This window comes from Pseudomonas sp. NPDC086278 (assembly GCF_050280905.1).
Classification (GTDB): domain Bacteria; phylum Pseudomonadota; class Gammaproteobacteria; order Pseudomonadales; family Pseudomonadaceae; genus Aquipseudomonas.
In genome coordinates this window covers 1-25,228 of sequence record NZ_JBNNWE010000050.1, presented here as the reverse complement: position 1 = coordinate 25,228, position 25,228 = coordinate 1, and the positions used below count along the sequence as shown (strand labels likewise).

At 60.5% G+C, this 25,228-nt stretch carries 19 protein-coding genes and 1 pseudogene; 10 read left to right on the top strand and 10 right to left on the bottom strand.

What is annotated here, in order from left to right; genetic code table 11:
* Positions 1 to 5: 5 nt before the first annotated feature.
* Positions 6 to 362 carry an NADH:ubiquinone oxidoreductase gene (locus ACQKP4_RS16770; RefSeq protein ID WP_427634780.1) on the bottom strand — a complete coding sequence of 119 codons (357 nt, stop codon included), beginning with the start codon at positions 360 to 362 and terminating at the stop codon, positions 6 to 8.
* 27 nt (positions 363 to 389) lie between these two features.
* Between ACQKP4_RS16770 and ACQKP4_RS16765 the strand changes: the two genes are divergently transcribed.
* On the top strand, positions 390 to 1,361 hold the full coding sequence (locus ACQKP4_RS16765; RefSeq protein WP_427634779.1) for a CobW family GTP-binding protein: 972 nt from the start codon (positions 390 to 392) through the stop codon (positions 1,359 to 1,361).
* Between the two features lie 14 nt (positions 1,362 to 1,375).
* On the opposite strand, the gene ACQKP4_RS16760 is transcribed toward ACQKP4_RS16765, so the two are convergent.
* Positions 1,376 to 1,789, bottom strand: a complete 414-nt coding sequence (locus ACQKP4_RS16760; protein ID WP_427634778.1) for a DUF3301 domain-containing protein — start codon at positions 1,787 to 1,789, stop codon at positions 1,376 to 1,378.
* Positions 1,790 to 1,909: 120 nt separating this feature from the next.
* Between ACQKP4_RS16760 and pdxY the strand changes: the two genes are divergently transcribed.
* Positions 1,910 to 2,782 carry a pyridoxal kinase PdxY gene (gene pdxY, locus ACQKP4_RS16755; RefSeq protein WP_427634777.1) on the top strand — a complete coding sequence of 291 codons (873 nt, stop codon included), beginning with the start codon at positions 1,910 to 1,912 and terminating at the stop codon, positions 2,780 to 2,782.
* 123 nt (positions 2,783 to 2,905) lie between these two features.
* Here the strand turns inward: pdxY and ACQKP4_RS16750 are convergent, their stop codons facing one another.
* Positions 2,906 to 3,388, bottom strand: coding sequence for an acyl-CoA thioesterase (locus ACQKP4_RS16750; protein ID WP_427634776.1), 483 nt, complete (start codon positions 3,386 to 3,388; stop codon positions 2,906 to 2,908).
* A gap of 201 nt (positions 3,389 to 3,589) precedes the next feature.
* On the opposite strand from ACQKP4_RS16750, the gene ACQKP4_RS16745 reads away from it, so the two are divergent.
* Entirely contained in the window at positions 3,590 to 5,353 is a 1,764-nt protein-coding gene (locus ACQKP4_RS16745; protein ID WP_427634775.1) for a cation:proton antiporter, read from the top strand.
* A gap of 21 nt (positions 5,354 to 5,374) precedes the next feature.
* Here ACQKP4_RS16745 and ACQKP4_RS16740 read toward each other — a convergent pair whose 3' ends face one another.
* The 3 genes from ACQKP4_RS16740 to uvrD all read right to left on the bottom strand — a co-directional run bounded on the left by ACQKP4_RS16740 (position 5,375) and on the right by uvrD (position 9,391).
* Positions 5,375 to 5,782 carry an SMI1/KNR4 family protein gene (locus ACQKP4_RS16740; RefSeq protein ID WP_427634774.1) on the bottom strand — a complete coding sequence of 136 codons (408 nt, stop codon included), beginning with the start codon at positions 5,780 to 5,782 and terminating at the stop codon, positions 5,375 to 5,377.
* Positions 5,783 to 5,929: 147 nt separating this feature from the next.
* A complete protein-coding gene (locus ACQKP4_RS16735) occupies positions 5,930 to 6,802 on the bottom strand; it encodes a Tim44 domain-containing protein (protein ID WP_427634773.1) in 873 nt (290 codons plus the stop codon).
* 405 nt (positions 6,803 to 7,207) lie between these two features.
* Positions 7,208 to 9,391 (bottom strand): DNA helicase II, encoded by a 2,184-nt coding sequence (gene uvrD / locus ACQKP4_RS16730; protein ID WP_427634772.1) that lies wholly within the window; start codon positions 9,389 to 9,391, stop codon positions 7,208 to 7,210.
* Between the two features lie 259 nt (positions 9,392 to 9,650).
* Between uvrD and ACQKP4_RS16725 the strand changes: the two genes are divergently transcribed.
* The 3 genes from ACQKP4_RS16725 to ACQKP4_RS16715 all read left to right on the top strand — a co-directional run bounded on the left by ACQKP4_RS16725 (position 9,651) and on the right by ACQKP4_RS16715 (position 13,878).
* A complete protein-coding gene (locus ACQKP4_RS16725) occupies positions 9,651 to 12,524 on the top strand; it encodes an EAL domain-containing protein (protein ID WP_427634771.1) in 2,874 nt (957 codons plus the stop codon).
* Positions 12,525 to 12,658: 134 nt separating this feature from the next.
* Positions 12,659 to 13,525, top strand: coding sequence for a transcriptional regulator HexR (hexR, locus tag ACQKP4_RS16720; protein ID WP_008027445.1), 867 nt, complete (start codon positions 12,659 to 12,661; stop codon positions 13,523 to 13,525).
* A gap of 143 nt (positions 13,526 to 13,668) precedes the next feature.
* Positions 13,669 to 13,878 carry a PA3496 family putative envelope integrity protein gene (locus tag ACQKP4_RS16715; RefSeq protein ID WP_427634770.1) on the top strand — a complete coding sequence of 70 codons (210 nt, stop codon included), beginning with the start codon at positions 13,669 to 13,671 and terminating at the stop codon, positions 13,876 to 13,878.
* Here ACQKP4_RS16715 and ACQKP4_RS16710 read toward each other — a convergent pair.
* Complete coding sequence (locus ACQKP4_RS16710) at positions 13,820 to 14,782, bottom strand: LysR family transcriptional regulator (RefSeq protein WP_427634769.1); 963 nt, start codon at positions 14,780 to 14,782, stop codon at positions 13,820 to 13,822. The two genes, ACQKP4_RS16715 and ACQKP4_RS16710, sit on opposite strands and share 59 nt — an antisense overlap.
* Positions 14,783 to 14,971: 189 nt before the next feature.
* On the opposite strand from ACQKP4_RS16710, the gene ACQKP4_RS16705 reads away from it, so the two are divergent.
* Together ACQKP4_RS16705 and oadA are read left to right on the top strand one after the other, a co-directional pair.
* Positions 14,972 to 16,387: an acetyl-CoA carboxylase biotin carboxylase subunit gene (locus ACQKP4_RS16705; protein WP_427629169.1), complete on the top strand. Its 1,416-nt coding sequence runs from the start codon at positions 14,972 to 14,974 to the stop codon at positions 16,385 to 16,387.
* An 11-nt stretch (positions 16,388 to 16,398) separates the two neighbouring features.
* Positions 16,399 to 18,207 (top strand): sodium-extruding oxaloacetate decarboxylase subunit alpha, encoded by a 1,809-nt coding sequence (oadA, locus tag ACQKP4_RS16700; protein ID WP_427634768.1) that lies wholly within the window; start codon positions 16,399 to 16,401, stop codon positions 18,205 to 18,207.
* A gap of 220 nt (positions 18,208 to 18,427) precedes the next feature.
* On the opposite strand, the gene ACQKP4_RS16695 is transcribed toward oadA, so the two are convergent.
* Positions 18,428 to 20,422: an autotransporter domain-containing protein gene (locus ACQKP4_RS16695; RefSeq protein WP_427634767.1), complete on the bottom strand. Its 1,995-nt coding sequence runs from the start codon at positions 20,420 to 20,422 to the stop codon at positions 18,428 to 18,430.
* A gap of 517 nt (positions 20,423 to 20,939) precedes the next feature.
* Positions 20,940 to 23,897, bottom strand: a complete 2,958-nt coding sequence (locus tag ACQKP4_RS16690; RefSeq protein ID WP_427634766.1) for an autotransporter outer membrane beta-barrel domain-containing protein — start codon at positions 23,895 to 23,897, stop codon at positions 20,940 to 20,942.
* A 237-nt stretch (positions 23,898 to 24,134) separates the two neighbouring features.
* On the opposite strand from ACQKP4_RS16690, the pseudogene ACQKP4_RS16685 reads away from it, so the two are divergent.
* A pseudogene (locus tag ACQKP4_RS16685) lies at positions 24,135 to 24,512 on the top strand (type II toxin-antitoxin system HipA family toxin); the annotation flags it as partial.
* Positions 24,509 to 24,787, top strand: coding sequence for a helix-turn-helix domain-containing protein (locus tag ACQKP4_RS16680; RefSeq protein ID WP_427634765.1), 279 nt, complete (start codon positions 24,509 to 24,511; stop codon positions 24,785 to 24,787). The pseudogene ACQKP4_RS16685 and the gene ACQKP4_RS16680, both read left to right, overlap by 4 nt.
* Positions 24,788 to 24,899: 112 nt before the next feature.
* On the opposite strand, the gene ACQKP4_RS16675 is transcribed toward ACQKP4_RS16680, so the two are convergent.
* The coding region (locus ACQKP4_RS16675) for a GNAT family N-acetyltransferase (protein ID WP_427634764.1) at positions 24,900 to 25,228 on the bottom strand (329 nt) is incomplete at its 5' end.

The following is a 25,228-nucleotide window of genomic DNA, read 5'->3' as shown; positions in this document are numbered from 1 at the left end:
GGCATTCAAGGCTTGAGCCAATTGCCTTGGCTCTGTGCTTCGCAAAACGGCTTCAGATACGCCGCATCGGTAGCCACGCCGTAATAGTGAATATCCTGCCGGTAAGGCATATTGGCCACTTGCGCGTTGCTGCACACGCCGAAAGCACCGGTGGGGCACTGGTCGACGTACTGCACATCGACTTTCTGCCCGGCCAGCGTCGGCTGGCAGAAGCCGTCAGCGAAGAGTTTTTCCGGGATGTTACGGTTCTGCTGGCAGACTTTGACGTCGAGCCGCTCCGCCGTGCTATGTACCACGCAAGCCTGGGCCAGCGCCTCCCCGGAACACATTGCCAAGAGCAGCGACCATCCCATCAACCGCATCCTTCACCTCCTCAGAAAATGCCGACCATGTTGCAGAACATTCCGACTCACGTCATTGCTGGCCCTTTGGGCGCCGGCAAGACCAGCCTGATCAAGCAGCTGCTGGCGCAACGGCCAACCGATGAGCGCTGGGCGGTGCTGATCAATGAGTTCGGCCAGATCGGCCTCGACGCCGCGCTGCTGGCTCAGGACGCCGATGGTATCGCACTGGGTGAAGTGGCCGGCGGCTGTTTGTGCTGCGTAAACGGTGCGCCGTTTCAGATCGGGCTCGGGCGGTTGTTGCGCAAGGCGCGGCCGGATCGATTGTTCATCGAGCCCTCCGGATTGGGGCATCCGGCGCAGTTGCTCCGGCAGTTGGGTGAAGCACCGTGGGTCGGCGTGCTGGCGGTTCAACCATGCGTGCTGGTGCTGGATGCCCAGGCCCTTGCTGCCGGCAAACCGCTGCCTGAGTCGCAACAGGAGGCGCTGAGCCGCGCTGGTTTGTTGTTGCTGAACAAGTCTGAACATCTCGACGAGGAGGACAGGCGGCGAATCACTGCGCAGTTACCGGCAAACCCGTTGTATTGGACGCAGCGAGCCCGGTTGCCATTGAGCGAGTTGCCGGGGCTTGGGGCGCGTGCCGTAGCAGGTGTGGATAACTTCGTCGCGCCCCAAGGCGTAGGGCAGCTACCGGCCATCTGGAGCGATCCTGCAGTGCCGATTTGCTTGAGTCAGCAACAAGAGGGCGGCTGGAGCATTGGCTGGCGCTGGCACCCGAGCCAGACATTCGACGCGGTGCTGCTCGCTCAGTGGCTTGAAAGCCTTGCCTGGCGGCGGGCGAAGCTGGTTATCCACAGCGCCGAGGGTTGGGTTTCAGCCAATGCGCTGGATAACGCCGAACTGCAATGGCAGCCCAGCGAATGGCGCCAGGATTCGCGGGTCGAGCTGATTTTCAGTGAGCCGCAGGAGGTTGATTCATTGCAAAAAGCGCTCGCCGACTGCCGGTCATTCCCGGGCTGAATCATCGATGTGAATCACGGACGCCATTTGGTGTGTTCTTGCCGCCACTGGCTCAGTTCGATCACTTCAGCGCGCGGCTTCACGATGTCGACCACTTCAGGCGAATCGTCAAACGGCATCGGGTAGGGCGCCAGCTCGATCTGCGCGCTGTGGGCGCCGAACTGGGTGATGGTGCCGTTGTGGCGGGTTTCGCCGGTCACCGTGAATTCGAAGTTATAGACACGGGCCAGGCGCCGCCGATTGCTGGCGTCTTTGATAAAACCGATTTTTTTCAAGGCGACGTTGCCGTCCAGCAACTCGATGCCGAGCTTGGTGCAATGCTGCTTGACCCGCTCCAGTGCGCGCTCGCGCAAGCCGTGGTTGTGCCAGAGCCACGCGCCGCCAGTGGCCAACAGCATCAGCACGAAGATATTTCCGAGAGTCAGCATCAACAGGTTGCTCCAACAAGATAGCGCCAGCTTAACTGCGTCGCCGGTCTGTCGTACAGGCTGCGTTTAGTCGCATACTGCGCGGCTCGAATTTCAATCGTTTGACGGAAAACTCACCGCATGAAACGTACGCCCCATCTGCTCGCCATTCAGTCCCACGTGGTGTTCGGCCACGCCGGCAACAGCGCCGCGGTTTTCCCGATGCAGCGGGTCGGGGTGAACGTCTGGCCGCTCAACACCGTACAGTTCTCCAACCACACGCAATACGGCCAATGGGCCGGTGAAGTGCTGGCGCCGCACCAGATCCCTGAATTGGTCGAAGGCATCGCGGCCATTGGCGAGCTGGGCAACTGCGATGCGGTGCTGTCCGGTTACCTCGGCAGTGCGGCGCAGGGCCGGGCGATTCTGACGGGCGTGGCACGTATCAAGTCGCTGAACCCCAAGGCCCTGTATTTGTGCGACCCGGTGATGGGCCATCCGGAAAAGGGCTGCAGCGTGCCGGCCGAAGTCAGCGATTTCCTGCTGGAAGAGGCCGCGGCCGTCGCGGACTTCATGTGCCCGAATCAGTTGGAGCTGGACAGCTTTGCCGGCCGTAAACCGCAGTCGCTGTTCGATTGCCTGGCCATGGCGCGAGCGCTGCTGGCACGCGGGCCGAAAGCGGTGCTGGTCAAGCATCTGGACTATCCGGGCAAACCGGCAGATGGCTTCGAGATGTTGCTGGTCACGGCTGAAGGCAGCTGGCACCTGCGTCGTCCTTTGCTGGCGTTTCCGCGTCAGCCAGTGGGCGTGGGGGATCTGACGTCCGGGCTGTTCCTGGCGCGCGTGCTGTTGGGCGACAGTTTGGTGGCCGCGTTTGAATTCACGGCGGCGGCGGTGCATGAGGTGTTGCTGGAGACCCAGGCGTGCGCCAGCTACGAGCTGGAACTGGTACGGGCGCAGGACCGAATCGCGCATCCGCGGGTGAAGTTCGAAGCGACCGCGATCAGCCTCTGAACCTGCGTCGATCCCATCGTCGGACCGCCGCCCGAAGCAAGCTCGCTCCCACACACATTCAATGTGGGAGCGGGCTTGCTCGCGAAGGCTATCTAAAGAACGCCATCAAACTGACAGAACGACTCAGGCATCACCCTTGATTTCCTGATAGCGCTTTTCCAGCTCCTGGCGAATCTGCCGACGCTGCCGAGCCTGGATGAAGCGGCGCTTGTCTTCGCTGTTCTGCGGTTGCAGTGGCGGTACGCTGGCCGGTTTACGGTCGTCATCCACCGCAACCATGGTGAAAAAGCAGCTGTTGGTGTGGCGCACCGAGCGTTCGCGGATATTCTCAGTCACCACCTTGATGCCCACCTCCATCGAGGTATTGCCGGTGTAGTTGACCGACGCGAGGAACGTTACCAGCTCGCCGACATGAATCGGCTCACGGAAAATCACCTGATCCACCGACAGGGTCACCACATAGCGGCCGGCATAACGGCTGGCGCAGGCGTAAGCCACTTCGTCGAGGTATTTGAGCAGGGTGCCGCCGTGGACATTGCCAGAGAAATTGGCCATGTCGGGGGTCATCAGTACCGTCATCGATAGCTGGGCGTTTCCGGGTTCCATAGCGTTCTCACGGTTCAAGGCAGGTTTGGTGGGTTGCACCTCTGCGGGTGCGTTGTCAGCTTTTCAAACCAACAGTTATCGGGACGCCGGGCGGGTGGCTGCCGTCACGCCTCGATCGATCTGTTTCCATATATTGCACCGCCTTTCTGGCGGAAGTCGCGGTGTTACCCTCCGAAAGTCCACCTCCCGGAGCCTTGCGCCATGCATGCCATCAGTTTTATTCAGGATCTGGCAGTGATCATGTTGGTCGCGGGCGTCGTGACGGTGCTCTTCCATCGCTTCAAACAGCCGGTGGTGCTGGGCTATATCGTCGCCGGCTTCATCATCGGCCCGCATACCCCGCCGTTCGGCTTGATCCACGACGAAGAAACGATCAAGACCCTGGCTGAACTCGGGGTGATTTTCCTGATGTTCTGCCTCGGCCTGGAATTCAGCCTGCGCAAACTGTTCAAGGTCGGCGCCACGGCGTTTATCGCGGCGTTCCTCGAAATTGTGCTGATGATCTGGATCGGCTACGAAATCGGTCGCTGGTTTGACTGGAACACCATGGATTCACTGTTTCTGGGCGCGATTCTGGCGATCTCCTCGACCACCATCATCGTCAAGGCGCTGAACGACCTGAAGATGAAAAACGAGCGTTTCGCGCAGTTGATCTTCGGCGTGCTGATCGTTGAAGACATCCTCGGTATCGGCATCATTGCCTTGCTGTCGAGCATCGCGGTCAGCGGCACCGTCAGCTCTGGCGAAGTGTTTTCCACCGTCGGCAAACTCTCGCTGTTCATGATCGTCGCGCTGGTGATCGGGATTCTGCTGGTGCCGCGCCTGTTGGCTTACGTGGCCAAATTCGAAAGCAACGAGATGCTGCTCATCACTGTATTGGGCCTGTGTTTCGGTTTTTGCCTGTTGGTGGTCAAACTTGAATACAGCATGGTGCTCGGCGCGTTTCTGATTGGCGCAATCATGGCCGAGTCGCGGCAGTTGCTGAAAATCGAACGCCTGATCGAGCCGGTTCGCGACCTGTTCAGTGCCATCTTCTTTGTCGCTATCGGGCTGATGCTTGATCCGCTGATCTTGTTGCAATACGCCTGGCCGATCGCGGTGATCACCGTGGCGGTGGTGCTGGGCAAGATGCTGTCCTGCGGGCTCGGGGCATTTATCGCCGGCAATGACGGACGCACCTCACTGCGCGTGGGGATGGGGCTTTCGCAGATTGGCGAATTTTCCTTCATCATCGCCGCGCTGGGCATGACGTTGCAGGTCACCAGTAATTTTCTGTACCCGGTGGCTGTGGCGGTGTCGGTGATTACCACGCTGCTCACTCCCTACCTGATCCGCGCAGCCGATCCGCTGTCGATCAAGCTGGCAGCGGTGATGCCAAGCAGGCTCGGGCGCGTGTTCGGGATGTATGGCGAATGGCTGCGCAGCATTCAGCCGCAGGGCGAGGGCGCGATGCTGGCGTCGATGATTCGGCGGATTTTGTTGCAGGTCGGCGTGAATCTGGCGCTGGTGATTGCGATTTTCTTCTCGGGCGCATTCTTCGCCGAGCGCATGTCCGCTTACCTGCAAGCCTGGATCAGCGACCCGAGCTGGCAGAAAGCGTTGATCTGGGGCGGCGCGCTGCTGTTGTCGCTGCCGTTCCTGATCGCTGCCTATCGCAAGCTCAAGGCGTTGTCGATGCTGTTGGCGGAGATGGGCGTGAAGCCCGAGATGGCGGGGCGCCACACGCAGCGAGTGCGCCGGGTGATCGCCGAAGTGATCCCGATCCTTTCGCTGTTGGTGATCTTCCTGCTGCTGGCAGCCTTGTCGGCCAGTATCCTGCCGACCAACAAGTTGCTGCTGCTGATTGCGGTGGTCGCGGCCGCCGTGGCGGCACTACTTTGGCGCTGGTTCATCCGCGTGCACACGCGGATGCAGGTGGCCCTGCTCGAAACCCTGGACAACCATAAGGAAACATCCGGGCATTGACCACGCGGTGGCTCAGGCGCCTCAGCTTTCCAGCCAGACGTCCCGCGCCCAGTGCCACACCGATTCCCAGGTTTCTTCGGCGATCAGCTCTTCTTCGGCTTGCCACAGCACCACGGTGCCGTCTTCCTCGACGCAGTAGTAATCGTCGCCGTCCTGGCAGATCGGGATCAGGCTGCGATCGACACCGGCGTCCCAGGCGTTGGCGGCAACGTCCGGCAGATAGGTGTGGGATTGCGGGTCGGTGACGGTCACCGGCTCCAGGCTACCGTAGACCACGTCGCTGACGGTCAGCAAAAATTCTCTGAAGACGAAGGGGATGTCGATGAACAATTGTTCTTCGATTTCCACGATCTGGTCTTCGTCAGGCAATTCCAAGGGGACCGGTACCGGTTCGTTGGCTTCACGCAGTTGTTCGATGATTTCTTCCACGTCCGGGATCCTCTTGCTTGATGGCGCGGTTTAGTTGGGGCGGTTTATACAGTAGCTCGCTATAGATGCAACCGCGAAATAGAAAACCCCGGCATGGGCCGGGGCTTTTTTTGAAACAGCGTCGGGGAACGCTTAACGCTGTTCGGGTCAGCCGTTCTGGCGGATACCCGCGACCAGCCAAGGCTGGTTATCGCCTTGTGGACGTTCCATGTTCCAGCTTTCGCTGAACACTTCGCCCTGGTCGAAACGCGAGGTCTTCGACACACCACTGAACGTCAGGGTGGCGATGGTCTTGTCCGCACGGTCATCAACGCCGTCCAGTTGAACCTGGAGGTTGTCGATGAAGGTCGACTGGAAGCCGTCGCCCAGATCGGCACGTTCGCGCTTGAGGAACTCAAGCATTTGCGGGGTCACGAACTCGGCGATCTTGTCCATTTCGTTGGCGTCCCAGTGCTGCTGCAGGGACTGGAAATGGCTGCGGGCCGCTTCGATGAAGTTCTTTTCATTGAACCAGGCCGGTGCGTTGATCACCGGACGAGCGGCAGCTGGCGCTGCCGAACCGCCGAAGATCGAACCGCCCGCAGGTTGCTGCTGGAACACTTCACGTTGCATCGGCGCGTGGCCAGCAGGCGCCATTTGCTCTTGCTGCTTGCGGCGACGAGCGGCGATGAAGCGGAAGACCAGGAAGGCGATGACCGCCATGATCAGGATGTCGAAGATCTGCATGCCCTCGAAGCCGCCGCCCATGAACATGGAAGCCAGCAGGCCACCGGCAGCGATACCGGCCAGAGGGCCGAGCCAGCGGGAAGCACCGCCGGCCTTCGCTGCAGCGCCAGCGGCACCGGCAGCACCCGCGGTCGCGGCAGCGCCGCCAGCAGCGGAAGAAGGCGCCATTTGGCTGGTTTGGTGGGTCGGCGCAGCGCCGACGCTTTTGCCGCCACCAAAGCGCTTGGCGTTGGCGTCGAGGCTCATCGTCAGGCCGATGCACAACGCCATGGCGATGCTAAGAAAACGTTTCATAAAGGGTAATCCCATTTGTGGATGGCACGCGCGCCATGTTGCACAGCTGAAGAGTTACTGGCTAGCGGCAGAGTGTTTCGGGCTTTTGCCTGACAGGTTGCATTCAGCTTCAGTCAGCGCAATAAGGCTTGTTAACGTTGGTCCGTAGGACGAGCGGATAGTTTCTGTGGGAAGGGTGCCTGGCGTCGCAGCGCCAGCATGATCACCCCGGCCGTGATCAGGCCGATTGCGGCCACTGGCGAGATGTTGGTCATAGCGGCGAATCGAGGAAGAAAAGAAGCACTGCCTCCCCCAGTCCTCTGTGGGAGCGGGCTTGCTCGCGAAGAACGATAACGCGGTGTTTCTGACAAACCGCGGTGCTGCCTTCGCGAGCAAGCCCGCTCCACATTAGCCCTCGGATAGGCTTCAGATCGCTTCGAGTTTGGCGTAACCCAGCATCAGCCATTTGCTGCCTTCGCCGAAGTTCACCTGCACCCGCGCCTGCGCGCCGGCGCCTTCAAAGTTCAGGATCACGCCGTCGCCGAACACCGAGTGCCGCACAGTCTGGCCAAGGCTGAAGCCGGTGTCCGGGATCTCGCTGCCGCCAAACAGGCTGCTCGAACTCTGCTGCTGGCCGCCCCCAAACGGACGGCTGACGCTGTTGGACAACCGCACTTCCTGAATCAGGCCTTTCGGCACTTCGCGTACGAAACGCGAGACCTTGTTGTAGGTTTCGCTGCCGTACAAACGTCGGGTTTCAGCGTAGGTCATCACCAGGTTCTGCATCGCCCGGGTGATGCCGACGTAGGCCAGGCGCCGTTCTTCTTCAAGACGGCCCGGTTCTTCCAGGCTCATCTTGTGCGGGAACAGGCCTTCTTCCATGCCCACGAGGAACACGTAGGGGAATTCCAGGCCCTTGGCGCTGTGCAAGGTCATCAACTGAATGCTGTCTTCGTGCTCGTCAGCCTGGGTGTCGCCGGCCTCCAGCGACGCATGGCCGAGGAACGCCGCCAGTGGCGTCAGGTCTTCGTCTTCTTCGGCGTTTTCGAAGTTGCGCGCGGCGCTGACCAGTTCCTCAAGGTTTTCCACCCGGGCCTGGCCTTTCTCGCCTTTTTCCGCTTCGTGATAGGCAATCAGCCCGGACTGCTCGATGACGGTTTGGGTCATCAAGTGCAGCGGCATTTCCATGCACTTGGCGGCGAGGTTTTCGATCAACTCGATAAACGCTCCAAGCGCCCCGGCCGCACGCCCGGTCAGGCCTTTATTGGCGACCAGCAAGCGCATGGCTTCCCACATCGACACATCGCTATGGCGTGCGTGGTCGCGAATCGCTTCAACGGTTTTCTCGCCGATGCCGCGCGTCGGCACATTGATTACCCGTTCCAGTGCGGCATCGTTGCCACGGCCCTCCAGCAAACGCAGGTAAGCCATGGCGTTTTTGATTTCGGCGCGTTCGAAAAAGCGCTGGCCGCCATAGATGCGGTACGGAATGCGCTCGCGCAGCAAGGCTTCTTCCAGAACGCGTGATTGGGCGTTGGAGCGGTACAAAATCGCGATATCGCTGCGCGCCAAGCCGGTTTTTAGCGCACTTTCGATGGTTTCGACCACGTAGCGTGCTTCGTCGTGTTCGTTGAACGCGGCGTACAGATTGATCGCCTCGCCTTCACCGCCATCGGTCCACAGTTCCTTGCCCATGCGCCCGGTATTGTTGGCAATCAGGGCGTTGGCGGCTTTGAGGATGCCGGCGGTGGAGCGGTAGTTTTGCTCCAGACGAATGGTCTCGGCGTCCGGGAAGTCGTCGGAATACTGATAGATGTTTTCGATTTTCGCGCCGCGCCAGCCGTAGATCGACTGATCGTCGTCACCGACCACCATCAGGCTGTCGCCGCCCTTGGCCAGCAGTCGCAACCAGGCGTATTGCACGGCGTTGGTGTCCTGGAACTCGTCCACCAGAATGTGCCGGAAACGTTTCTGGTAATGCGCCAACAGGCCCGGATGATCGCGCCACAGGTCGAGGGCGCGCAGCAGCAGTTCGGAGAAATCGATCACGCCAGCGCGCAGGCACGCCGCCTCGTAGGCTTCATAGATGCTGCGCATGGTTGCCAGGAACAGGTCGCCGCTGGCTTGAATGTGTTGCGGACGCAGACCTTCGTCTTTCTGCCCGTTGATAAACCACTGCGCCTGACGGGCCGGCCAGCGTTGCTCGTCCAGGCCCAGCTCGCGGATCACCCGTTTGACCAGCCGCTGCTGGTCGTCGCTGTCGAGAATCTGGAAAGTCTGGCTCAGGCCGGCTTCCTGCCAGTGCGCCCGCAGCAAGCGGTGCGCCAGGCCGTGGAAGGTGCCGACCCACATGCCGGCCGGGTTGAGCCCCATCAACTGCTCGATGCGGTGACGCATCTCCGCAGCGGCCTTATTGGTGAAGGTCACCGACAGGATCGAGTGGGGCGAGGCGTTTTCGACCTGGATCAACCAGGCGATACGGTGCACCAGCACTCGGGTTTTACCGGAACCAGCACCGGCCAGGACCAACTGACGACCCACGGCGGCCGCTACGGCCTGACGTTGGGCATCGTTGAGGGAGTTCAGCAGAAGGGAGAGATCATCGCGCATCGGGGCATTCTAGGGTGCGCCGTCACACCGGGCAAACCGAGCTTTGCATTAGCCGATAAAAGAATCACGAATGACGACCGGTCGGTCACTCGCTGCAGGCGGTGACGGGGCTCGCTCACAGGCTTTACGGGGGCAGCGGGGTGCCGAATTTTTTGTCGATTTTATGATCTGGGGCAGTTTGGTAAGGGCATTGGCTTGTGTATGCTCCGTCGACGTTTCGGGCTCATGCTCATCAAATATAAGAACAAGAACATTGCCTATGACCCTCAGCACCGACCTGTCGGGCCCCTCCGTGGAGCCCCGGGTTATCCGCAAACAGTACGCGATGGAAATGGCGGTCGAGCGCACACGCCTGCTCTATCAAGGCTCGTTGCTGCCGACGCTGTTCATGCTGACCAACGGTCTGGTGTGCGCGTGGCTGCTCTGGAGCCCGCAGCGCTACTTTCTGGTCAGCGTCTGGCTGGTCTGGTTGTTGTCGCTCGTGGCGTTACGGGTGATTCAGGTCGCAGCCTTCGATTCAGCCATTCCCAACCGCCAGGCGCACCCGATCTGGCGACGCATGTTTCTTCTGGGCTCGGGCCTCACCGGGCTGACGCTGGCGGGCGCCGGCATTGCGCTGGTGCCTGCCGACAACTTTATTCAACAAGCCTGGGTGTTCGGCCTGATCGGCGCCGCAGCGCTGTCGGCCAGCGTTGCCTATGCGGTCAGCCTGCCGGGCTTTCTATCGTTCACCTTGCCCTGTCTGTTACCGGCCATCGGTTATCTGTTCTGGGGCGGCGACGAGCAGGCGCAGGGCTGGGGCTGGTTCGGCCTTATTCTGTTGGGCGCGCTGAGTGTGGTTGCCTGGCAAGTGAATCGCCTGATTGATCGTGGTTTGTTGCGACGCTTCCAGAATCAGGCGCTGATCGAACACTTGCAGCAAGCGCAAAGCAGTAGCGACCAACTCAACTACGAATTGGCCAAAGAGATCGACCAGCGTCGCGGCGCCGAGGAAAAATTGCGCGAAGCCCAGGTCGGCCTGGAAAACCGTGTCGCCCAGCGCAGCCTTGAACTGGATGCGGCCAATCAGGCCCTGAGCAAGAGCGAAGCGCGGCTGGCGATGGCGTTGAAAGCCAGCGAACTCGGGTTGTGGGACTGGAACCTGCAAACCGACGAAGTCCATCACACCCAGTTGCAGGAATTGTTCGGGCTGGCACCGGAATATGTGACCGCGATGCTCAGCCACCTCAAGCCGCGCCTTCACCCTGAAGACGTGCCGGCGCTGAAGCGCGCGCTCGTCGAGCATTTGAAGGGCCGCAGCGAGGATTACCTGATCGAGTATCGCGTGCGTCACGGCGATGGCCATTGGGTCTGGATCGAAGACCGGGGCCGCGCGGTTGAGCGCAGCGCGAGTGGCCGGGTGATCCGCATGGTCGGCACCCGTCGTGACATCAGCGCCAGCAAGGGGCAAGAAGAACAGCGCCAACTGGCGGCGACGGTGTTCGAAGCCGCCAGTGAAGGCATCGTGATTTTCGACCCGAATTACGCGCTGATCGCGATCAATCAGGCCTTCAGCCGTGTCACCGGTTATGACATCGACGACATGCTCGGGCGTAATGTCGTCGAGCTGCCGTGCAGCCGCGATGCGCGTCGGCACTACGGCGCGATTCATCAGGCGCTGGAGCAGCACGGCACCTGGCAGGGTGAACTGGTGGAAACCCGCAAGAACGGCGAGCTCTATCCGCAATGGCTGCAATTGAACGCAGTGCGCGATTCTCGAGGAAAGGTCAGCCATATCGTCGGCTTCTTCGCCGATCTCTCGGCGCGACGTGAATCCGAAGAGCGCATGCGCTACCTGACGCATTACGACGAACTGACTGGCCTGGCCAACCGTTCGCTGTTCCGTGAACGCCTGCGTGAGGCTCATCAACGGGTGCGTCAGGGTGGCCGACGCAGTCTGGCGCTGCTGCACATCAATCTGGACCGTTTCAAGCTGCTCAATGACAGCCTCGGGCATGAAATTGCCGACCAGTTACTGCAAAAAATGGCTCGGCGACTGGTAAACGCACTGCCTGAAGCGGAGACCATCGCCCGACTTTCCGGTGACGAATTCGCGGTGCTGTTCGATGCCTACGGCAACCTGTCGAGCCTGGCTCGGGTCGCCACCCGGTTGTCGACCAAGTTGCGGTTGCCGATCACCGTCGACGGCCATGAACTGGTGGTCAGCGCGTCCATGGGGATTAGTCTGTTGCCGGACAATGCGCGGGAAATTTCCGCGCTGGTCAGTCAGTCGAACATCGCCATGCAGCATGCCAAACACCTGGGCGGCAACAATTTCCAGTTCTATACCGAAAGCCTGCAAGCCAGCACCCTTGAGCGCTTGCAGCTTGAAAATCAGCTGCGCAAAGCCATCGACGACAAGCAGCTGAAAGTCTATTACCAACCCAAACTCTGCCTCGCCACCGGCCGGCTGAATGCTGCCGAAGCACTGGTGCGCTGGGATCATCCGACCATGGGCCGAATCCCTCCGGGCGACTTTATCGGGCTGGCCGAAGAAACCGGCCTGATCGGGCCGATTGGCGAATTTGTGCTGCGTCAGGCCTGCTGGCAAGCCTGCGAGTGGCAGCGCCAAGGGCTTGAGCCGATTCGGGTGTCGGTCAATTTGTCAGTGCATCAATTGCGTCAGGGCAAGCTGGTCAGTCTGGTGCGACAGGTGCTCGAAGAAACCGGCCTGGCGCCGCACTACTTGGAGCTGGAACTTACCGAAAGCCAATTGCTGGACAGTGTCGAGCACATCATTGCGACCTTCCAGCAGCTGCGTGATCTGGGCGTGAAGCTGGCGATTGACGATTTCGGCACCGGTTATTCGTCCCTCAGCTACCTCAAACGCATTCCCGTGGATTACGTGAAGATTGACCAGGCGTTCATTCGTGGATTGGGCGAGGGCAGCGAAGACGCGGCAATCACTCGCGCGATCATTGCCATGGCCCACGGCTTGTCGCTGAAAGTGGTCGCCGAGGGTGTTGAGCGGACAGAGCAGTTGGCGTTTTTGAAAACCGAGCGTTGTGATGAAGTGCAGGGCTATTTGATCAGTCGCCCCGTCGAGGCCGCTGACTTGGCGGCGCTGTTGCGTATGGACGCCGCGGCGCTTTAGGGCTACATGAAGCGCATGTGGCGTGGAATGGGGATATCGAGTTACGCATTGAGCAGGCAAAAAGCGAATTCTTGTAGTATAACTACAAGCTTGCTACATCCCCGGCACCTGCCAATAACAAAGAGTCCAGCCCTTTGAATCTGCTGCAACATATCGCCCAGTCACGTCACCTCTTACGCAAGTCGGAGCTCAAGGTCGCCGACCACGTGCTGCTCGACCCGGCGGCGGTGATGCACAGTTCCATGGCCGATCTGGCCCACAGCGTCGGCATCAGCGAGCCGACCATCGTGCGCTTCTGCCGCGCCATCGGTTGTTCCGGTTTCCAGGATCTGAAACTGAAGCTGGCGCAAAGCCTCGCGGCTGGCGCGAGTTTCGGGCAGTTTGCGATTCATGAAGACGATTCGGTCGCTGACTACAGCCTGAAAATTTTCGACACCACGCTGCACACGTTGATGGAGGTTCGCGAGAAGCTCGATCCGGTGGAGTTGCAACGAGCGGTGTCGCTGATGTCTCAGGCGCAGCGGGTCGAGTTCTATGGTTTTGGCGCGTCGGGCGCGGTGGCGGCAGACGCCCAGCACAAATTCTTCCGTTTGCTGCTGACCGCAGCGGCGTATTCCGACCCGCACATGCAGGCGATGTCGGCGGTGACGTTGAAGCCGACGGACGTGGCGATTTGCATTTCCCAGTCCGGGCGATCCAAGGATTTGTTGATCACCGCCAATCTGGTGCGTGAAAGCGGCGCTTCGTTGATTACCTTGTGCCCGAGCCAGACGCCATTGGCTGAGCTGTCGACCGTCAACCTGGCAATCGATGTGCACGAAGACACTGAAATCTATACACCGCTGACCTCGCGTATCGCCCACCTGGTGGTGATCGACGTATTGGCGATGGGCGTGGCGATGGCGCGCGGTCCGAGCCTGGTCAATCACCTCAAGAGCGTGAAGCGCAGCCTTCGCAGCTTGCGGTTGTCGCCCAAATCGGTGAAAGCGCTGGACGATTGATCCTGCTGGAATTGTGGCGATGCGGCGTCCCGACAAGCCCCTCGCCACAAAGTAACCTTCATCTCTCTGTAACCCTCGCGCCGCCAAACCGTCATCCCCCGCGCCTATCTTGAAACTCCCGTAATCGCCTTGGGAGACTCGAAATGGCCCAGCCCTACGAAGAACGCAACAGCGCCCTGAAAACCCGTCGTCAGCAAGAAGATCAGCGCCGCATGGAATTTCGCCGCGCCATCGAAGACCGCTGCGAACGCCGTCAACTGTTGGCCGAGATCGGTGATTTCCCTGACCTGGAACTCAACTACTGGCAGGCGGCACCGGCAACTTCCCGTCGAAACGCTCAACCAGCGCGCTGATCTGCACCCGTTCGCTGCGGATAAACGCCAGGAACGCGTGCGCCACCGGTGACAGCCGTTTCGCCTTGGCTTGCACCAGGCACCAGCTGCGGTAGATCGGCAATTCTTCGACCGGCAGCTCGATCAGGGCGCCGGTCGCCAATTCAAGGTTCAGGGCGTGGCGCGTCAACAGCGCCAGGCCCAGGCCCGCCAGCACGCACTCACGTTGAGCTTCGGCGGAAGAGACCTCCTGGGTCTGCGTGAAGTGCACGCGTTTCTCCTTGAAATACTCTTCGCACGCCAGGCGTGTACCGGAACCCGGTTCGCGCAGCAGCAGTGTGTACGGCTCAAGATCCTGCAAACGCAGCGGCCCCATGTGGCACAGCGGATGGTCCGGCGGCGCCACGGCAACGATCGGGTTGTTGAGAAACGGCAGAAACTCCAGGCCCATATCCTGCGGGACCATCGACATGATCACCAAGTCATCGCGGTTGTCCGACAGACGACGAATCACTTGCCCGCGATTGACGACTGTCAGATGTAAATTGACCTCGGGATGCTGGCGCTTGAACGCGGCAAACAGGTGCGGCACGAAATACTTGGCGCTGGATTCCACCGCCAGTTTCAGCTGGCCTTGCAGCGATCCCTGCATGTCCGAGAGCTGCATGTCGAGGTTTTCCAGGCGCCCGAAAATGTCGCGGCTGGCACGCTGTAGTGCTTCGGCTGCTTCGGTCATGTAGAGTTTTTTGCCTACGTAATCGAACAGCGGCTGGCCGATAAGCTCTTCGAGCTGACGAATCTGTAGGCTGACGGCCGGTTGTGTGAGGGACATTTCATCAGCGGCTCGGCTGTAGGACCGCAAATCACAGACCTCATTGAAAATCTGCAACTGACGCAATGTCATACGCATCAATGACTTACGCATTTTATGAACGCTCTCACCCCAGGCTGATGCGCCAACTATAAGTCTTTACTTATGGCTAACCCAATTATTAATCATTTTTGTTAATCCCTTGTGGGGGCTAGTGTGGGCCTGCGACTAAATTGAAACATTTAGTCACGCGTCGACCTGGTCTAGCAGGTCGTGGTGCCACCGGCTCAAGGGAACCTCCAATTGATAACAAAGATCCTGATCGCCAACCGTGGTGAGATTGCCGTACGAATCGTACGTGCCTGCGCCGAAATGGGCATTCGCTCGGTCGCGATCTATTCCGACGCCGACCGTCATGCCTTGCATGTGAAGCGTGCGGACGAGGCCCACAGCATTGGTGCCGAGCCACTGGCCGGTTACCTGAATGCGCGCAAGTTGGTGAACCTGGCTGTCGAAACCGGTTGTGATGCATTGCATCCCGGCTACGGATTCCTCTCGGAAAACGCCGAACTGGCCGATATCTGCGCCGAGCGCGGGATCAAATTCATTGGTCCATCGGCTGAAGTCATTCGCCGCATGGGCGACAAGACTGAAGCCCGCCGCAGCATGATAAAGGCCGGCGTGCCGGTCACGCCGGGCACCGAAGGCAACGTCGCGGACATCGCCGAAGCCTTGGTCGAAGGCGACCGTATCGGTTATCCGGTCATGCTCAAGGCGACCTCCGGTGGCGGTGGTCGTGGGATTCGTCGCTGCGACAGCCGCGAAGAACTCGAACAAGCTTTCCCACGGGTGATTTCCGAAGCGACCAAAGCCTTTGGTTCGGCGGAAGTGTTCCTGGAAAAGTGCATCGTCAACCCGAAGCACATCGAAGCGCAGATCCTCGGCGACAGCTTCGGCAATGTGGTGCATCTGTTCGAGCGCGATTGCTCTATCCAGCGCCGCAACCAGAAGCTCATCGAGATCGCCCCGAGCCCGCAACTGACCCCGGAACAGCGCGCCTACATCGGCGACCTGTCGGTGCGTGCGGCCAAGGCCGTGGGTTACGAGAACGCCGGCACCGTGGAGTTCCTGCTTGCCGAGGGCGAGGTGTACTTCATGGAGATGAACACTCGCGTGCAGGTGGAACACACCATCACCGAAGAAATCACCGGCATCGACATCGTGCGTGAGCAGATCCGCATCGCGTCCGGCCTGCCGCTTTCGGTGAAACAGGAAGACATCCAGCACCGCGGTTTCGCGCTGCAATTCCGGATCAACGCCGAAGACCCGAAAAACAACTTCCTGCCGAGCTTCGGCAAGATCACCCGTTACTACGCGCCCGGCGGTCCCGGCGTGCGCACCGACACGGCGATCTACACCGGCTACACCATTCCGCCGTTCTACGACTCCATGTGCCTGAAACTGGTGGTGTGGGCGTTGACCTGGGAAGAGGCAATGGACCGTGGCTTGCGCGCCCTCGACGACATGCGTCTGCAAGGGGTCAAGACCACCGCCGCGTACTACCAGGAAATCCTGCGTAACCCGGAATTCCGTAGCGGCCAGTTCAACACCAGCTTCGTTGAAGCCCACCCTGAACTGACCAACTACTCGATCAAGCGCAAACCCGAAGAGCTGGCCCTGGCCATCGCCGCCGCCATCGCCGCCCACGCAGGCCTGTGAGGAATATTCCAATGACCAAGAAAATCCACGTAACCGACACAATCCTGCGCGACGCCCACCAATCGCTGCTCGCCACCCGGATGCGCACCGAAGACATGCTGCCGATCTGCGACAAGCTCGACAAAGTCGGCTACTGGTCGCTGGAATGCTGGGGCGGCGCAACGTTCGACGCCTGCGTGCGCTTTCTGAAAGAAGACCCGTGGGAGCGCCTGCGCCAACTGCGTGCGGCGCTGCCTAACACGCGCCTGCAAATGCTGCTGCGTGGCCAGAACCTGCTGGGCTACCGCCATTACAGCGATGACGTGGTCAGAGCCTTCGTCGCCAAGGCAGCGGTCAACGGCATCGACGTGTTCCGCATTTTCGATGCGATGAACGACGTGCGTAACCTGCGCGTGGCCATCGAAGCGGTGAAAGCCGCCGGCAAACATGCCCAGGGCACCATCGCGTACACCACCAGCCCGGTGCACACCATCGAAGCGTTCGTGGCGCAAGCCAAGCAAATGGAAGCCATGGGCTGCGACTCGGTCGCGATCAAGGACATGGCCGGCCTGCTGACGCCGTACGCCACTGGCGAACTGGTGAAAGCGTTGAAATCCGAGCAGTCGCTGCCGGTGTTCATCCATTCCCACGACACCGCAGGCCTGGCCGCAATGTGCCAGCTCAAGGCCATCGAAAACGGCGCCGATCATATCGACACCGCGATCTCCAGCTTCGCCTGGGGCACCAGCCATCCGGGCACCGAGTCGATGGTCGCCGCCCTTAAAGGCAGCGAGTTCGACACCGGCCTGAACCTGGAATTGCTGCAAGAGATCGGCCTGTACTTCTATGCCGTGCGCAAGAAATACCACCAGTTCGAAAGCGAGTTCACCGCCGTCGATACCCGTGTGCAAGTCAACCAGGTGCCGGGCGGGATGATTTCCAACCTGGCCAACCAGTTGAAAGAGCAGGGCGCACTGAACCGCATGAGCGAAGTGCTGGCCGAAATCCCGCGCGTGCGTGAAGACCTCGGCTTCCCGCCGCTGGTGACTCCGACTTCGCAAATCGTCGGCACCCAGGCGTTCTTCAACGTGCTGGCCGGTGAGCGCTACAAGACCATCACCAACGAAGTGAAACTCTACCTGCAAGGCGGCTACGGCAAAGCACCGGGCACGGTGAACGAGAAACTGCGTCGTCAGGCGATCGGCAGCGAAGAAGTGATCGACGTCCGCCCAGCCGATCTGCTGAAGCCGGAAATGACCAAGTTGCGTGCCGAAATCGGTGCCGTGGCCAAATCCGAAGAAGACGTGCTGACCTACGCCATGTTCCCGGACATCGGCCGCAAGTTCCTCGAAGAACGCGCTGCCGGCACCCTCACGCCAGAAGTGCTGCTGCCGATTCCTGAGGCGGGCGGCGTGGCCTCCGCTGGCGGCGAAGGCGTGCCGACGGAGTTCGTCATTGACGTTCACGGTGAAACCTACCGCGTCGACATCACTGGCGTCGGCGTCAAGGCGGAAGGCAAGCGTCACTTCTACCTGTCCATCGACGGCATGCCGGAAGAAGTGGTGTTCGAACCGCTCAACGAATTCGTCAGCGGCGGCAGCAGCAAGCGCAAGCAGGCCACCGCTCCGGGCCACGTCAGCACCACCATGCCGGGCAACATTGTCGACGTCTTGGTCAAGGAAGGCGACACCGTGAAAGCCGGGCAAGCCGTGCTGATCACCGAAGCGATGAAGATGGAAACCGAAGTCCAGGCCGCCGTCGCCGGCAAAGTCACCGCCATTCACGTGGCCAAGGGCGACCGGGTGAATCCGGGCGAAATCCTGATCGAGATCGAAGGCTGAGTTAACAGCCTCGATAGACCGCTTTAAACCTCGGGGGGGCATGTGCTCCCCTTTTTTTGCCTGTCATTTGGGGCGCCTCGTGCCCATGTGGGAGTGACGATTCGACTTGCTCGCGAAAGCGGTGGGTCAGCTGACATACATGCTGAATGACACACCGTATTCGCGAGCAAGCCCGCTCCCACATTTACTGCATCGCGTCAGTGAGAGCGGCGCGGGTTATTCAGAACGCCATCCGCCACTGGCCGGTTACGCCGTGGTTGCGGCTGTCGGTGCCTATCTCGCCGTTGAGGCCGACGCCAATGCTGTGCTGGGTGGACAACCCGAGGTCCAGCCCTGCATCCACCAACAGGCTGTCACGATCCAGCGGCGCGCCGCTAACGGTGAAGTTCTTGCCGCCGGTCACCAGGCGCTGGCGGGTGTCGCTGTAGATATCGCCATACGTGTGTTTCCAGCCGGCACTGAAGCGCGGCGTCAGTTGCATGCCGTTATCCAGCGTGTTGAGTTTCGCCAGGCGAAGGCCGAAGGTGCTGTGCATGTTGTTCCGGGTCTGGCCCTGGACCTTCAACGCGGCGGCGCCGCCTTTTTCGGTGTAGCCGTCGCGCTGGTAGCGTTGGTAGCCAAGGTTGGCGAAGGGTTCGATGCTGACGTTGGCGCGGCCCAGGTTGTAACCGACTTCGGCGAAGGCTTGTTCGGTGTTGGCGTCGTAGCGGCCTTGAGGGCGGTCGCTGAAACCGTTGAACGCTACCCGGCGTGCGGTGCTGCCGTCGTGGCGGCTGTAAGTCGCGCCCAGACGAAGCGCCATCGGACCGTGCTGACGCAACGCATAAGCGCCCACATGCCAACTGTCGAGATCGCCGTCGAATTCCTTGCTGTCCAGTCGAGTCCGGGATGTACCGCCCATTAACCCCAGGCGCCATTCCTCATCGATGCTCCAGTCCGCGCCGAGCAGCAGGCCTTTGCTCGAATGTTGCAGGGGGGCAACGCCGCGATCGAGCTTTCCGCCGTGGCCAAGCGCTTGCAGCCAGACCCGGCCATGGTCTTCGGTGCCGGCCGCCAGACGTGGCGCATTGTTCCGCTCGCGCAAGTTGCCGCTGCCGTGAGTACTGTCGAGTTGGCGCATGGCCGAGAGCAGGCTGCCACTCACCGGATCGACACTGCTCAAGGTCGCTTTGGCGAGGTTGGCGTTGCTGGCGCCGGCCAGTTGCTCAAGGGCGAGGGCGGCTGTTTGCTTGTTCGAGGCGAGCAGGGCGGCGACGGCGGCGTTCGTTGGGGTGGGTGGTGTTTGAGCGGTTACCGGAGTGCTGGCGGTGGGCGACGGCTTTGGAACGGCGCCGGGAGTATCGGGCAAGGCGGAAGGTTGCGGCGCCGTTTCCGAGGTGTCTGCGATGGCCGCAGGTTGTAGCGCAGTGGCGGAGATGCCCTCGACGGTGGAGGGTGCTGCAACGGCTTCGGGAGTTTCAGTGGCAGCGGATGGCGTTAATTCGGCGACTGCCGTGTTTACGGTTTCTGCAGGTATTTCAACGCCCGGAATGACAGGTGGCTCAACGATGTTCTTACCGAACTCGCGTCCATTTTCGCTAGTAGCAAGGTTCTCGATAGGCACATCGTTACGGGCGTAGGTCAGGCCGACATTGGTTTTGTTGTAGTGGAGTTCGGGTTCCATGTAGGCCAGGTCATTGAGGACGCTGCCGAATTCGCCTTCGACCTTTTTCGCCTCAATGAGGGTGTGTCGGCTGCTGGGTGGATAGACGCCCGGCATTGTGACGATTTTCAGCGTTGAGCCGCCCAGGCTGGCAGTGCCTGCGACCTTGATGGTTTCGCCTTTGCCGTCCGGGTTGATCTCGTAGGCCAATACGCCGGTTTTGGAAAGGCTCAAGTCACCTCTGACCTTTGGAGCACCGTGCAGTCTATTGACGTTGACTTGACCGTGTACGTGAAGGCTGCCGACGGTGCCAGAGCCCGCGAAGGTGCCACCTTCTTCGACGTCGACGCGGCCCCTGATGTCGCCGTTGTTGAAGAGTTGCCCCACCGCAATCGCACGACCGAGGATCTTGCCGTTGTTGGTCAGCACGCCGTCCCTGAACACCGCCACACCGTCTTTGAAATCGCTTTTGCTGTTCAACGTCCATGAGCCTTGGGAACTGAACAGGCCAGCGAAGTTTTTTGTGTCTCCCAACTCTCCACCGTCAGAGGCATCAAGGTGTATGACATTCATGCCTTTGCCGCCGTCAGCCCGGCCTTCGAAGCTGCCACCGTTCTTCAAGATGATGAGGTCGTTGGCCTCTTTTCCTTTTATGAGCCTGCGAGGTGAGTCGACCTCTGAGACAACGGTATTTCCGGCGTTGGTAAAGGCTTGAAGAACACCCAGAGGGTCGCGTTTCAACTCAATCCTCGGCAATTCCCCGGCATCGACGGGGGCAGGTGATTCGGTGTGAACAGACGGCTCTTGAGCGTTTGAAAATCCAGCGCATCCCAGCACCAGCGCAATGGCCAGCGTAAGGCGATGTGGTCGGAACTTGAATGGATCAGACATCGGGTTTGGCCTTTTTCGAAGGAAGGCCAAACTCTAAAAGTCGCTGCAATTTCAGGATGCCGGGCATTTCCGGGTGCGTTGAAAGGCATGGAAACGTCGCTTGTAGCCGAATCTACCGAGGGCCTGGAACACGTCCGGTTTCAACGATCATCAAACGTATTGCCCTACAGCAATCCCGGAAGCATCTGTTGGCGAAAAATCAGAAGCTCATCTGCCATTGACCCATCAACCCGTGATTGCGGCTATTGCTGCCGATCTCCCCGCTGTAGCCCACCCCCACCGTATGCCGCGCCGAGATGCCCAGGTCGAGTCCGGCTTCCAGCACCAGGCTGTCGCGATCCAGTGCGCTGCCATCCACGCTGAATGCAGTCCCCCCGACCACAAACGCCTGACGCGTCGAGCTGCTCACGTCGCCATAGGTGTGCTTCCAGCCCGCCGTCATGCGCGGCGTCAGGCTCATGCCGTTGTCCAGCGTATTCAGGTGTGCCAGGCGCAGGCCGAAAGTGCTGCTGAAGTTGTCCTGGGTTTGCTCGTCGACGTGCAGTGCGGCAGCTCCTCCTTTTTCCTGATAGCTGTCGCGGTGATAACGCTGGTAGCCGAGGCTGGCGAAGGGCTCGGCGCTGAGGCGGCCGCTGCCCATCGCGTAGCCCAGTTCGGCGAAGGCTTGCTGGCTGTCGGCGTCGTAATCGCCTTTTGGTCGGTCGCTGAAACCGTTGAAGGCAACGGTGCGTTTGCTTTCACCCTGGTGGCCGCTGTAGGCCGCGCCGAGGCGCAGGGCGAATGGGCCGCTTTGCCGTAGCGCGTAGACGCCGGCGTGCCAGCTCTCGACGTTGCCATCGACGCCGGTGGCGTCCAGGTCGGTCCTCGAGTAACCGCCAAGCATGCCCAGGCGCCATTGCGGATTCAGCGCCCAATCGGCACCGAGCACGCTGCCTTTGGTGCGCTGTTCCAGGCCGCTGCTGCCGTGTTCGCCATCGAGCTTGCCGTAGCCGCCAATGGCTTGCAGCCAGAGTCGGACCTGCGCGTTCGGGTCGTTCAGGTTGCGCGCTTCGGACGGCACGCCGCTGGAGGCGAGCACCGGCGTGTCGCGCTGATCGAGGCCGACCAACAATCCCGCCCCGCCGCCCATGTGTTGCATCGCCGACAGCATGCTGCTGCCGATCTGACTGCTGGCGCCCAGTGTGGCGCTGGTCAGGTTGGCATTGCTGGCGCCGGCCAGTTGTTCGATGGCGCTACCGGCCGTGGCATTGGTGGTATTGAGCAGGGCGTTGTACAGCGCGTTGTTTTTGCCGATCGAGGCCAGGCTGTTGGCGGCGCTGGCGCCGTTGCCGGTCACCGCGAGTTGGTTGAAGGCAACGTCGTTGCGGGTATAGGTCAGGTCGACTGCGGTCGGGGTGTAAGCCAGGGTCGGCGTGAGAAACGCGTAGTCGCTGGTGACCTTGCCGAAAGTCCCGTTGATGCTCGCCGCTTGCAGCACGGTGTAGTGGCTTTGCCACGGATAGGTGCCGCTGCCGGGGTTCACCGCCAGCGTCGCGCCGTTCAAATTGGCCACGCCGCCGACCTGGATCGGCGCGCTGCTGCCATCGGCATTGACGCCGAAGGCCAGGGTCGAGCCGCTGCCCATGGTCAGGTCGTTTGTGATGGTCGCGGTGCCGAGTTGGGAGTTGGTGCGCAGTGTGCCGTTGACCAGCAGATTGCCCACCGAACCACCGCCAGCGTATACACCGCCGGCATCGACCGTCAGGGTGCCAGCGATGCCGCCCTGGTTGATCAGCGTCGCGCCATTGCGCACTGCGCCGCCGTCGCTGAAATCACCGCTGCCGGTCAGGGTCCACGCGCCCTGTCTGACCTCCAGCCATTCGAAGTTGCGACTGGCGCCGAAACTGCCGCCCGATGCGTCATCCATCACCACACGGTCGTAACCGCTACCGCCGTCGACCACGCCGACGAATCGACTGCCATTGCGCAGGGTCAAATTGTCGTTGCCGCCGCCCAGGTCCAGTGCCAGGCCGTTGCTGCCGCTGATGGTGCCGCCGTTGATGACGCTGTCATCGAACTCGCCGACGAACTTCACGCCAAAACCATCGAGGCCCTGGATGGTGCCGAAGTTTTCCAGGGTGGTCGCCGCCACGCCCGAACCGCCGCTGCCGTCGTCCACCAGAATGGCGCTGTTGGCGCCGCTGATCAGCGCTCCGTTGGCGTTCAACACATAGCCGCCGCCCAGCGCGATGCCTTCACTGCCGTTGGCGAAACCACCCTTGTCCACACCGCCCGCGCCGACGCCCTGAATGGTGCCGTAGTTTTCGATGTGCGCGAGTTTGTCGATGTCCACGCCATCGCCGTCGCCGTTGGGTTGCAGGCCCGAATAGGCGCCAGTGATCGTGCCGTGGTTGATTACCGTGCCATCGCCATCGGAGCCATAACCCGAGCCGTTGCGACCAGTGATGGTCCCGAAGTTCACGAGTGTGGCGCCAAGGTCGGTGGTGATGCCGTGGCGACCGCCGGAAATGTTGCCGTAGTTGGTCACCGTGACCCCGGTCGCGGTGTCGATATCGATGCCGTCGAATTTTTCATCGGCATTGTGCGAGTCGCCGGTGGAGATCTCGCCATAGTTGGTGATCGTCGCATTGGCCCCCGTCTTCATGCCGTCGCTGGCGTCCCCTCGAATCAAGCCGCCGGCGCGGTTGATGATCGTCGTTTTGACGCCGGCGCTGCGCAATGCATCGAGGTCCAGGCCTTGGCCGGTGGTGGAGCGAATGATGCCGCTGTTGTCGATCAGCAAACTGCCGCCGGGGAAATTGCTGTCGATGCGCAGCGCATCGTTGAAGCCGGGAATCTGCCCGCCGGCGCGGTTATAGATGCTGTAGTTGCGCGCCTGGGTCAGGTCGCCGCTGCTGTCGATCGCCCGGCCACCAGTGGAAATGATCTGGCCCGCGTTATCGATCACCACGCCGGCGCCACTGGTGCTGTCCTTCAGGCTCACGGTCTTGCCCGCGTTACTGATGCTGCCTGGCGCCGAGATCGTCAGCGTGTCACTGCCGCCGAGGGTTTGCGCCGCGGTGGTGGCGGTATCGATCTGTACGTTTTTGGCGTGGGCGGCAGTGGCACTGATCAGCAACGCGATGGTGAGCGCCAGGCGCTGGGGCGAGAACGGCATGGATGGACAGCCTTTTTGTTATAAGCGGGGCGTCCTGTATAGCGGAGGGTTTTTACAAAATGATGTCTAGGTTTCACATGTGCATTATTTTGCGATTTTGAAAGGATTTTGATCCTTGAACTGCATTTTAATGCATTCAAGAAGGTGTTCCGAACGTCATGAATGCACTATATTGCATTCATGACTTCAAAAACCTTTAAGAAAATGCATTTAAATGCAGGTGAAGACGGTATGTACAACCATGGCCGCAACACCGCGATCATCCGCGGCACAGCTTCGTATCGCCTGGCGCCGATCTACGATTTGGCGCCGATGGTGATGGACGATGAGGGTGTGACACGCACCACCAAGTGGCCAAAGGAGTTAGAAAGAGCGGGGGACGTTGATTGGCGCGGAGTGTGTCGTGCATTGGCCAATATTGCCGATCCGGATGATCCGTTGGCCGGGCTAAATGATGCGCCCGAATCATTCGATCGATTGCGCGAGGACGCCAGACGCCTCGCCGCACTGCCCGATATTTTGACTGCCAGTGGACTGCCCGCCGCAACGATGAACCATCCGCGAATTGCCTTGAAAAATCTGCAGCAGCGTTTGAAAGAGTGGGATCTGAAATGAGCATGACTGTTGCAGAGCGCACTCTGCTCATAGAAAGCATCCAGACAGCGCTGGCTCAAGGCACCCTTGAAACAGGCGAAGCGGTTCGTCGATTACGCGTCGAGGTCACAGGTTTGCACCAGTCCCAATTCGCAAAAATGTGCAAGATTTCGGTCCGCACGCTGGTGCATATCGAGCACGGCGAAGGGAATCAGACATTGAAATCGCTGAACGCAGTGTTCCGTCCGTTTGGACTGAAGATGGGCGTAGTGCGAATTCGACGCGAAGTGAATTGATACGGCTCTAGCCAATATGGAAACCGGGCTTTCGACGATAGAAAGCTTCGCGGGCCAGTCGGACCGTTGCGGCGTCGCGACTGGCCCGCGAAGGCGTTTTCTCAGGCCAATGTCAGCCGCGGCATTCTGCCAACGTTTTCGCCTGCCCCGATGGCGTCTGGTTTTCATCACTCAACCAGCGCTCGAACCCGGCGCCGACCGTCGGCCATTCCGAGTCCAGAATCGAGTACCACGCGGTATCGCGGTTCTGCCCTTTGACCACCATGTGCTGGCGGAACACGCCTTCAAAACTGAATCCCAACCGCTCCGCCGCGTACTTGGAGCGGGCGTTGCCGTTGTTGCATTTCCACTCCAGGCGACGATAGCCCAGCGCAAAGGATTGCTTGGCCAGCAAGTAAACCGCTTCGGTACTTTTCGGCGAACGCTGCATCGGCGCACCGA